The organism is Paenibacillus sp. 1-18, assembly GCF_000520755.1.
Taxonomy (GTDB): Bacteria; Bacillota; Bacilli; order Paenibacillales; family Paenibacillaceae; genus Paenibacillus; species Paenibacillus brasilensis.
Genome location: NZ_ASSB01000405.1, coordinates 1 through 10,332, shown reverse-complemented (window position 1 = coordinate 10,332; position 10,332 = coordinate 1). Strand labels below are relative to the sequence as shown.

10 protein-coding genes and 3 tRNA genes are annotated in these 10,332 nt (G+C 47.4%); all 13 read right to left on the bottom strand.

Annotated elements, in window-relative coordinates:
- Positions 1 to 527: histidinol dehydrogenase (locus L693_RS0127180; protein ID WP_025721616.1), on the bottom strand; the 527-nt coding region annotated here is incomplete at its 3' end.
- Between the two features lie 71 nt (positions 528 to 598).
- On the bottom strand, positions 599 to 1,243 hold the full coding sequence (gene hisG / locus L693_RS0127175) for an ATP phosphoribosyltransferase (RefSeq protein ID WP_025721615.1): 645 nt from the start codon (positions 1,241 to 1,243) through the stop codon (positions 599 to 601).
- Positions 1,240 to 2,445, bottom strand: coding sequence for an ATP phosphoribosyltransferase regulatory subunit (locus L693_RS0127170; protein WP_025721614.1), 1,206 nt, complete (start codon positions 2,443 to 2,445; stop codon positions 1,240 to 1,242). The genes hisG and L693_RS0127170 overlap by 4 nt, the downstream gene beginning before the upstream one ends.
- Before the next feature lie 229 nt (positions 2,446 to 2,674).
- Positions 2,675 to 3,829, bottom strand: coding sequence for an acyltransferase (locus tag L693_RS0127160; RefSeq protein ID WP_025721613.1), 1,155 nt, complete (start codon positions 3,827 to 3,829; stop codon positions 2,675 to 2,677).
- A 144-nt stretch (positions 3,830 to 3,973) separates the two neighbouring features.
- A complete protein-coding gene (locus tag L693_RS0127155; protein ID WP_025721612.1) occupies positions 3,974 to 4,468 on the bottom strand; it encodes an acyltransferase in 495 nt (164 codons plus the stop codon).
- Positions 4,465 to 5,118, bottom strand: coding sequence for a pyrophosphatase PpaX (gene ppaX, locus L693_RS0127150; RefSeq protein ID WP_025721611.1), 654 nt, complete (start codon positions 5,116 to 5,118; stop codon positions 4,465 to 4,467). The genes L693_RS0127155 and ppaX overlap by 4 nt, the downstream gene beginning before the upstream one ends.
- Complete coding sequence (gene lgt / locus L693_RS0127145) at positions 5,115 to 6,170, bottom strand: prolipoprotein diacylglyceryl transferase (protein WP_025721610.1); 1,056 nt, start codon at positions 6,168 to 6,170, stop codon at positions 5,115 to 5,117. Before lgt ends, ppaX begins: the two co-directional genes overlap by 4 nt.
- A gap of 43 nt (positions 6,171 to 6,213) precedes the next feature.
- Positions 6,214 to 7,152 carry an HPr(Ser) kinase/phosphatase gene (gene hprK / locus L693_RS0127140; RefSeq protein ID WP_025721608.1) on the bottom strand — a complete coding sequence of 313 codons (939 nt, stop codon included), beginning with the start codon at positions 7,150 to 7,152 and terminating at the stop codon, positions 6,214 to 6,216.
- 339 nt (positions 7,153 to 7,491) lie between these two features.
- Complete coding sequence (locus tag L693_RS0127135) at positions 7,492 to 8,616, bottom strand: ABC transporter ATP-binding protein (RefSeq protein ID WP_025721607.1); 1,125 nt, start codon at positions 8,614 to 8,616, stop codon at positions 7,492 to 7,494.
- 103 nt (positions 8,617 to 8,719) lie between these two features.
- On the bottom strand, positions 8,720 to 9,862 hold the full coding sequence (locus tag L693_RS0127130) for a PucR family transcriptional regulator (protein WP_025721605.1): 1,143 nt from the start codon (positions 9,860 to 9,862) through the stop codon (positions 8,720 to 8,722).
- Between the two features lie 148 nt (positions 9,863 to 10,010).
- Positions 10,011 to 10,083, bottom strand: a tRNA-Lys gene (locus L693_RS0127125).
- 8 nt (positions 10,084 to 10,091) lie between these two features.
- A tRNA-Tyr gene (locus L693_RS0127120) sits at positions 10,092 to 10,177 on the bottom strand.
- A gap of 9 nt (positions 10,178 to 10,186) precedes the next feature.
- Positions 10,187 to 10,259 (bottom strand) — tRNA-Phe (locus tag L693_RS0127115).
- Positions 10,260 to 10,332 lie beyond the last annotated feature (73 nt).

Here is a 10,332-nt window from a genome sequence, read left to right as displayed (position 1 = left end):
CCCCCAGCCTCTGCCGCAGCTACCAGTGTATATGGATCAATCCCCGCCTTGCCGCCTGTTGCCGGGGGTGTCACCATGACAATCTCCGGTACACCCGCCACCTGAGCAGGAATGACATTCATCAGCACCGAGGATGGATAGGCCGCCTTACCGCCCGGAACATACACGCCTACACGCTGCAACGGTCGGATAATCTGGCCGAGCAGGCTGCCGTCCGGCTGCCAATCCATCCACGAATTTCGTTTTTGCTTCATGTGAAAAGCACGGATATTTTCCGCCGCCTCTTGAATCGCCTGTATAAAAGAAGGCTCCACCTTGTCATATGCCGACTTCAATTCTTCATCTGTCACACGAAGCTGCTCCGCTGTCAGCGATACTCCATCAAACGATTCCGTATACCGCAGGACAGCCGCATCTCCCTCCTGCCGTACTGATCGGATAATGGCACGAGCAGCCTCATTTTGCTCTGGTGTACCGTAATCCACCTCACGCTGAAGACTGAAATCACGGGCTGATACGATCTTCATTTGTCCACTCCCCCTCACTTGCAGCTTGCTTTGCAAAAAGCTATTTCAACCATTGGCCTCATTCCATTAGATTAGTCCCGCGGTGCCACCGCAGCTGGAATCACCTGATACAATCGGTCACACAATGCCTGAATCGGGCCGTTTTTCATCCGATAGCTGACCCGGTTGGCAATCAGGCGACTGGTAATATCCAGAATGCTGACCTGCTCGACCAATCCGTTCTCCCGCAAGGTCTGCCCGGTTTCCACCATATCAACAATGCGGTCTGCCAGGCCGATTAACGGCGCCAACTCGATGGAACCGTTCAGCTTAATAACCTCCACCTGCTGACCTTGTTCCCGAAAATACTGGGAAGCCACGTTCGGATATTTGGTAGCGACCCGCTGGCGAATACCCGGTTGCCAATCCGGCAGAGCAATCACCGACATCCGGCAACGGGCGATTCCCAGATCCAGCAGTTCGTACACATCCTTGCTTTCCTCCAGTAATACATCCTTGCCTACAATGCCAATGTCCGCAGCCCCATACTCCACATACGTAGGGACATCGACCGGCTTCGCCATGATGAACTCCATTCCCAGCTCAGGCAGCGGAATGACCAGCTTGCGCGTATCATCCACATCCAGGGGAATCGGTACCCCCGCTCGGCGAAACAGCTCGGAAGCCTGCTTATAAATCCGTCCTTTCGGCATGGCTACCTTCAATGTTTCCGTCATGGCAATTCCCTCCCTTGTACCGGTCGCCTTTCTGCGGCTGTATAGCTGTATACCTCCGCATATAAGTCCTGCTGCTGGCGCCGTCCATCCTCTGGCCCTCCCGCCAAGCCTGTAACCACAATCCGGCCGGCTGCACGAAGCTGCGCTGCAGCCGATAAGGCCTCTTGGCGTCCCTGTTCGTCATAAAGGATAAGCGCAGGACGCTTCGTCTCAATCTCAATGCCGTCTACACCGTCGACGATCCGGTTCGTCTTCAGTGCAAATCCTGTCGCAGGTACAGACCGACCAAACTGCTGAAGCAGATTGTCATAGCGACCTCCGTTGCATACGGGAAATCCAATCTCCGCCGCATAGCCCTCAAAAGTCATTCCTGTATAATATGAAAAATCCCCGATCATGGTAAGGTCAATTAGCACATGCTCAGATACGCCATAAGCCTCCAGTACTTCCCACACCTCGCACAAATGTGCAATAGATTGAAGCGTCTGCTGCTCTACGCTAAGACGGGTAGCTTGTTCACAAATTTCTTTTCCACCGCGCAGCCGAAGAATAGCCTCCAGCTTATCCCGATGTTCAGAAGCCAAGCCCAAAGCCTCAATCGCTGTGCGGTAGCCTACTACATCACGGCCCAGCAACAGCTCCTTTAGCGCCTCCTGTTCACCCTGGCGACCTGGAATGATTTCCTCGAACAGACTGTTCAGGAATCCCACATGTCCCATGGCAATTTTAAAAGAGGTGACTCCTGCGGCCTGCAACGATGCAATCGCCAAGGCTACAATTTCTGCATCAGCCTCCGCCGAATCATCGCCTACCAGTTCCACACCCGTTTGAAAGAATTCAGCTTCTCTTCCCGCCTCTTCCTCAATCGCCCGAAATACATTGGCGTGATAGGAAAGCCGAAGGGGCACTTCCTCTTCCTTCAATAGCGACGATACCACCCGTGCAATGGGGGCAGTCATATCAGACCGCAACACCAGCGTAGTCCCCCGGTTATTGAGCAGCTTAAACAGCTTCTGATCCGAGGTGGAGCTGGCTACACCCACTGTATCGTAGTACTCCATCGTAGGCGTCATAATCTGACGGTAGCCCCAACGCTCCATGCATTCGAGCACATTCAATTCAATCGCCCGCAGCTTCGACACTGCACGTGGGAGGTAATCCCGAACCCCTACAGGAATTTCAAACCCTTTTGGCTTAGACATCTCTATCACCTCATGATTTCACAATATCTTTATCATGGTAAAGTGCTAACAAACTAAAGTATATCCGATATATTATCATGCCCTGCTTGTCAACGTCAACCGAACGGAGCTGCCCATTTTTAAAGTTTTCATTCATACGCTACCCCGCTTCATATTGTATCCACTGCCGAATTCATGAATCCTAAAAAAAGACTGCCAGCCTCTCAGCCAACAGTCCATCTTAAAATATTTAACCACTCACCTGCTCACCTTTAGTCCGTGAAGGAGGTAATTTCGGAATCGTGCCCAATCCGACCCAGGAAAACGGTAGATATCGGAAACATAACGTCACAATCAGCCATGAGCCAAACAGTGCCAACAACCATCCACCGGCAACGTAGAAAATATATTCTATCGGCGTTCCATGCAGATCCAGCTTGCGATACACTCGCAATAATGCCGGATGAAGTAAATAAATACCGAACGAACATGCACCCATCCAACTGATCCAGGCTCGCAGCCTCCCATTCGCATGACGATAGAATAAAACAGAAAACTGAAACAGCACTAGCGCAGATACGAGGGCATGTGCATTGCGGAGCAGTTCATAGACCAGTGAGTCTGCATAGATGGCTTTGCGATACGCTACAAACCATATCTGCACATAAGCTATGCCCACCAGTAACCAAGCCGTCCACAAGGCACACCAGCTCATCAACTGTCTGCGACTGATTGCTGTCCCTGGTAATGGAAAAAGCCACTTTTTGATCCCTTCATAGCCAATCGCTACAGCTGCACCCAAAGCAAAGTAACTGATATATGTAATCGCAAGACTTCCTCTTTCGACTCCCCAAACGTATTTGTTCAGTAATACAAACCCCCATTGAATGGCCAGACCTGCTGCCAAAATAACAAGGGCTGCTCTCCGTGGGCTTACTATCCACTGTCTTAAACGTCGTACTCCCCAGAGCAACAACGGAAAGACCAAATAAAATTGGATAATGATGATTACATAATACAAATGCGTATATGCCTTTCCTGTTAACAGCACCAGAGGAAGATCACTGAGCGGCATTAGCCCGCGTGTCACCAGGGTCAAATAGTAGAGAAGTGAAAACAAAATATAAGGCAATACAATAAACATCAGCCTTTTCCGAAAAAACACAAGCATATTCTTACCCCGAAGCGGTCGATCCACATAATTGTAAAATAAAACAAATCCACTCACAAAGATAAACACCGGCACTGCAAAGCTACTGAACACATTTAAAAATAAAAAAGGATAAAATAATAGCGAATGACGAGCATCAATCAAAGCCATTGAAGTCGCATGAATAGTAACAACGGCTGCAATCAATATTCCCCGATAAATATCAAGCTCCGGTATACGTTCCTTTTTGACCAAATCAACACGCTCCCATATCGCCTTGTAAATATATTTATTTTCTATATTTAAACATAACCAACATCCATTCCTCTACTTATTATACAAAAAACAGTGCAAAAAGACCCCTTAATCCATAAAGGGGCCTTTCTTTTGTGCTATTTACTATACCTCCACATCGGGGCGTCCTAAATCACGCAATGGATTACCGCCTACGAACGCTCCAGCAGGCACGTCTTTATGCACCACCGCTCCAGCGGCCACGATTGCTCCATCACCGATGGTGACTCCTGGCAAAATGGTCGTGTTTGCACCAATCAACACATGATCGCCAATCACCACTTTACCGATACGATACTCCTGTATAAGGTATTCATGGGCCAGGATAGTCGTGTTATATCCGATAACCGAATTGTTTCCTATCGTAATATGCTCTGGAAAAAAAACATCTACCATGACCATCAAGCCGAAGGCCGAATGTTGGCCCACTTTCATACCCAGCATTTTACGGTAAATGACGTTTTTCAGAGAAAGCATAGGACAATACCGGGCAACCTGTATAAAAATAAAATTTTTAACGCCTTTCCAAGGGCTCACCGTTCGATAAATCTGCCACAACGCGTTAGGACCTTCTACAGGATAGCGTTTCACCTTTCTCACGATACATTGACACCTTGAAGCTCAAGCTTTAGCAAGTCGCGCATATCATGCAACATGTAATCTGGTCCATACCCACGCAGAGTCTCCTCACCCTTGAGCGACCAGGCAACACCCGCAGATTTCACACCTGCCGCCTTGGCTGACAAAATATCAAAGGAACTGTCTCCGACCATCAACGTATGCTCTGCTTCAGCGTTCAAGCCAGCCAATGCCTTGAGCACTGGCTCTGCATGTGGCTTCGGATGCTCCACATCGTCTACCGTCACAATATAGTCCATTGAGGAGGTCATATTAAAAAGATCAAGTACACGCATCGTGGATGGTCGTATTTTGGTTGTCACGACCCCTAGCTTAATTCCCCGTGCACGCAGTTCCTGAATAACCTCAATCACATACGGAAATGGCTTCACCATTTGATCATGATGAATATAATTATAAGCACGGTAGGCTTTAACCAGCTCAGATACATCCGTTAATCCTGAAAAAGTACGGAGCTGATCATCCAGCGTTCCACCCATATGTGGAATAATATGCTCCCGAGTTAGCGGATCAGCATCTGGATGATTCATAATGTGCAAAAACGTGCTGATAATCAGTTCATTCGTATCCATGATGGTGCCATCCAAATCAAACAAAATCGTGTTTATCATAGATGCTCCTTCTTATCCTCGTCCGTTTCCTCCTTGGGAAGCTTATCTGCTGTAGCAGTCGGAGGAACCGTATCTTGTCCTGGGCGGGATGCTTGCTCTGGCGTCACGTCAGGTACCTGATCAATCCCCGTCTTGCTGGAGACAATCGGGTCGCTATAACTTGCAACGGATGAGCCCTTCCGGCGACGAACCAGGATAAAAATCACGGCAGCTACAATGATGAAGATAGCAAGCAGCTGTGAAATCCGTACATTACCATAGTTCGGGTCCAAGTACCCTGGTTCAAACCCTAGCCACACCATAGGGGACCAGAGTGCATTCAAAAAAGAAGCCATCCAGTCCGGCCCCTGAAAGGCCAAGCTGTCCGTCCGCACACGCTCGATGAAAAAGCGACCGATAGAGTACCAAATGAAGTAGAATGCAAACATTTCGCCCGCACGTACAAATTTCATGCGGCGAATCACAAGCAACAAAATCACGCCTACGATACTCCACAGCGATTCGTACAGGAACGTAGGGTGGTGGAATACTCCGTTAACGTTCATCTGATTCACAATGAAATCCGGCAAATGCAGTTGATTCCGCAAAAAGGTTTCTTCTGTCGGTCCACCATAGGCTTCCTGATTGACAAAGTTACCCCAGCGTCCAATCGCTTGGCCAATCAGTAGCCCCGGCGCACAAATATCAGCGATACGCCAGAAGTTATACCCTTTATAGCGAAAATAAATGACAGCACATATAATCGCGCCAATCAACGCGCCGTAGATCGCAATACCGCCATTCCAAATTTTGAAAACATCCCATAGATTATCTTTATAGTCTTCCCACTTGAAGGCCACATAATAAATACGCGCTCCAATAATAGCCGATGGTACCCCCAACAACAGCATATCCATAAAAAAATCTTGCGGAATACCAAATTTTTTTCCTTCACGGATGGCGAGATATAAACCCACAAGCGCCGCCAGCCCCAAAATTAGCCCATACCAGTGGACCTTAATTGCCCCGATTGAAAAAGCAATCGGATTCAGCAATAATGTTGCCGTTGACATATGTTTCTCTCACTCCTTCTTCTTCCTTGCAAGCAACTGAACCTTAATCCATATCTTCCATATCTTCGGAGATCGTAGCCGTCAGCTTGTTCGTAAATTGCAGAGCTGCATTAACGCCCATTTGCTTCAAACGATAGTTCATCGCGGCCACCTCGATAATAACAGCCAAATTTCGGCCCGGACGAACCGGAATCGTAACAAGTGGAACCTCCGTATCAATAATACGTGTCGTTTCTTCATCTAGGCCAAGACGGTCATACTGTTTGTCCTGCTGCCATGCCTCCAGACGGACAACCAATGTAATCCGCTTGTTATTACGAACAGCACCAGCACCAAACAGCGTCATCACATTAATAATGCCCACGCCTCGAATTTCCAGCAGGTGACGAATCAACTCAGGTGCAGTACCATGCAGCTGAAAGCCAGACGTCTGCCGAATTTCCACCGCATCATCCGCTACCAAACGGTGTCCACGCTTAACCAGTTCCAACGCAGTTTCACTTTTACCAATTCCGCTACTGCCTGTGATGAGCATACCTACGCCATAGACATCACATAGCACACCATGAATAGTCGCCGTAGGAGCCAGCTTTCTTTCGAGAAAGCCCGTAATACGGCTTGATAAAATCGTCGTCGCCATATTGGTCCGCAGTACAGGAACGTCTCGCTCGGCGCTCGCCTTCACTAATTCAGCGGGTACCTCCAGACCACGAGTAACAATAATACATGGAGTCAGCTCTGTACACAGGCGCTCCATCCGATCCTTTCTCTCCTCAGGAGGCAGCATACCCAGAAAAGCCAACTCAGACCTTCCCAAAAGCTGCACCCGCTCCTGTGCATGGTATTCAAAATACCCGGCCATCTCCAAACCCGGACGATTCAAATCGTCAACTGTGATCAGTCTGCGCAGACCCTTTTCACCGGAAATAACCTCCATTTGAAACTGCTGTACAAGCTCGGATACCTTTACCTGTTTAGCCATCGTATTCTCCCCTTCATCTGCAAAACCGGATTCTATACGTTATTTGATTTATGTAGCTTTACCCTATCAACCATACAGCCCAACGCTAGTCTATTCTGCACCAGCCCAAGCCTCACTGTATTTAATCATATGATTTCAGGCTATCTCTGTTCCGACAGTTGGATTGATCACATTTATGACCCAGCTACAAAGCTTGCCTGAACCCAGACCTGTACCATTGTACCCATCGTATCGGAATTTTCCAATGAATGCAATGCCGAAGCTGCAGCTGTAGGACATATACAAAAAAAGCCGCCATCTCCCGATTGGGAAAACGGCGACTCCTTCAACAGGCTGGTCTTATTCACCAACCAAAATGCTCAATTCCGATCCTTTATCGAAAATATGAACCTTGTTCATATCGACAGCCAACTTCGCTTTGACACCATCACGAGTATTGGAACGTCCATCTACACGGGCAATAATCGTATCATTTCCGGCACCACTCAGGTACAACAGCATTTCATGACCGAGATTTTCCGTTACATCCACAGTGGATGTAAAGATCGTATTCGGAGAAGCCTCCAGGAATACAGGCTCTTCATGAATATCCTCAGGACGGATGCCCAAGATTACTTCTTTACCGATATAACCCTTCGCTTTTAAAATCTGCCCCTTACCTTCAGGTACGAACAGATCCAGACCTGGTGCAGTGAAATGCAAGGCACCTTCTTTTTCAACCAGCTGACCTGTGATAAAGTTCATCGTCGGAGAGCCGATAAAACCAGCCACGAACAGATTCACTGGACGGTTGTACAGTTCATCCGGTGATGCAGCTTGTTGGATAATACCATCCTTCATAACTACGATCCGATCACCCATTGTCATGGCTTCGACCTGGTCATGCGTTACGTAGATAACGGTTGTTTCCAGGCGCTTAGCCAGCTTCGTGATTTCAGCACGCATCTGACCACGGAGCTTGGCATCCAAGTTGGACAGCGGTTCATCCATCAAGAAGACTTGCGGGTCACGTACAATCGCACGTCCCAAGGCAACACGCTGACGCTGACCACCGGACAGCGCTTTCGGCTTGCGATCCAGCAGATGCTCAATATCAAGAATTTTAGCCGCTTCACGTACACGTTTGTCAATTTCTTCTTTCTTCACCTTACGAAGCTTCAGACCAAAAGCCATGTTTTGGTACACGTTCATATGCGGATATAAGGCATAGGATTGGAAAACCATCGCGATATCGCGATCCTTTGGAGCCACGTCGTTCACAACACGATCTCCAATGTACAACTTACCGTCCGAGATTTCCTCCAGACCAGCGATCATACGGAGTGTAGTAGATTTACCACAGCCGGAAGGACCAACCAATACGAGAAATTCTTTATCTTGAATGTCCAAATTGACATCAACAACCGTAGCTTTTTCTGCACCCGGATATTTCTTGAAAATATGCTCTAAACGTACACCAGCCATAGCTTTTGCCTCCCCAAGATCAAGTTTTGAAATCGAATACATTTTCTACTTGTATCTTACCCTAGTACCCAAAGTATGGCTATTCGCAAACTGCACAAAAATGCTATTTCCTTTTTGTCACTTTGTACAATAGTAGATATAGCTTGACCAAAACTGCGTCATTAAACGTCCGTACATCCAACCCCGTCTCCTGTTTAATTTTGTCCAGACGATAAATCAGCGTATTCCGGTGTACATACAAACGCTTAGCTGTCTCACTTACATTACAGTCCAGTTGAAAAAAGATATCTAATGTAGCCACCGTTTCTGAGTCTTTCAATATGACAGATGACTTCATTAACTGCTCTAAAAATAGTATCCGTTGTTCCTTGGGAATACGGTTTAACAGCCTTTCCAAATGAAGTTCCCATGAAAAGTGAATGTGCTCTGTTACGCGAAAAATTTTCCCAAGGTGGATCGTCTCCCATAGCATATTCAGCTCCTTGGGAAGATTCCGTGAAGGTATAAACGGCTTGGATACCGCCAAATGGAATACACCCACCCACTCATTCGCGATAAGCTCGTATAAGCCCAGACTAAAAGCCGTAAGGACCTCCTCCAGCGATTCCATAAAATCTGCATCCTTGGTTTCTGTGTCTTTATCCCGTTCGTCGTCAGCTCCCAACAGAAGCTCTTTTTTAGCCATAATCAACCAAGATTGCTTATCAAGTGGAACAAGCAGCACCTCTCCGCCAAAATAACTGGCTAACAGTCGATGCAACTGCGGGAAAGCAATCCCCCCCTCCTGTGTTCCCTCACCATGGAGTAAAATCGGAACCATGCAGGCCGAGAGCGAATCATGAAGCTGCAATTCGTCAGGAGCCTCCTCTTCATTGTGCAGATTAGCAGCCTGCTGTATGAGCCATTGTCCAAAACGATTCATTCGCTCTTCTTCGCTATAAATCGGATTTATCGCCAATTGTGTCCCATTCTGCCAAACCTGCTCCATGTTCCCCAACAGCGCCTCTACCAACTGTCGTTCCCGGTCGGTCAAGTGTCTGGCCTCTACCATAAAGGCAGCCAGTTCACCTACCGATGCACGAAACGGGAAGTATAACTTGCTATCACGTATAAACGATCTATCCGGCATAACTGAATCTGCTGTCTGACCTTCCGCCATCATTTCTGCACACCAGGGCACTATGGTAAAAGGCGCTTGAATAATATTCTGAAGCTGTTGCTGAATCCATTCCGTATTCAGAGTCACGCGATCACCACTTCACTTTTTTTGATATGCACAAAGCGAACATAATGAAATCATTATAACCTGTCGATACCGTAAAATAAAAAAGTGATTAAAAACATAACCTAAACAACACAAAAAAAGCCATCAACCTATAGTTGATGACTTTCGATGAGCCATGAAGGACTCGAACCTTCGACACCCTGATTAAAAGTCAGGTGCTCTACCAACTGAGCTAATGGCTCATAAAAACTGGTGGAGGATGATGGATTCGAACCACCGAACCCGTAAGGGAGCAGATTTACAGTCTGATGCGTTTGGCCACTTCGCTAATCCTCCATATAAAGGTGGCTCGGGACGGAATCGAACCGCCGACACGAGGATTTTCAGTCCTCTGCTCTACCGACTGAGCTACCGAGCCATATCCATTAACAAAAATAAAGTGCGGAGGGATTCCCCTTCCCACTTTAATACGGTTAAACTATAAAATTTGA

Excerpts from the sequence above, each read along its gene's own strand:
- hprK (WP_025721608.1), bottom strand. The coding sequence starts at position 7,152 with ATGGCTAAACAGGTAAAGGTATCCGAGCTTGTACAGCAGTTTCAAATG.
- L693_RS0127135 (WP_025721607.1), bottom strand. The coding sequence starts at position 8,616 with ATGGCTGGTGTACGTTTAGAGCATATTTTCAAGAAATATCCGGGTGCA.
- ppaX (WP_025721611.1), bottom strand. The coding sequence starts at position 5,118 with ATGATAAACACGATTTTGTTTGATTTGGATGGCACCATCATGGATACG.
- L693_RS0127170 (WP_025721614.1), bottom strand. The coding sequence starts at position 2,445 with ATGTCTAAGCCAAAAGGGTTTGAAATTCCTGTAGGGGTTCGGGATTAC.
- lgt (WP_025721610.1), bottom strand. The coding sequence starts at position 6,170 with ATGTCAACGGCAACATTATTGCTGAATCCGATTGCTTTTTCAATCGGG.
- hisG (WP_025721615.1), bottom strand. The coding sequence starts at position 1,243 with ATGACGGAAACATTGAAGGTAGCCATGCCGAAAGGACGGATTTATAAG.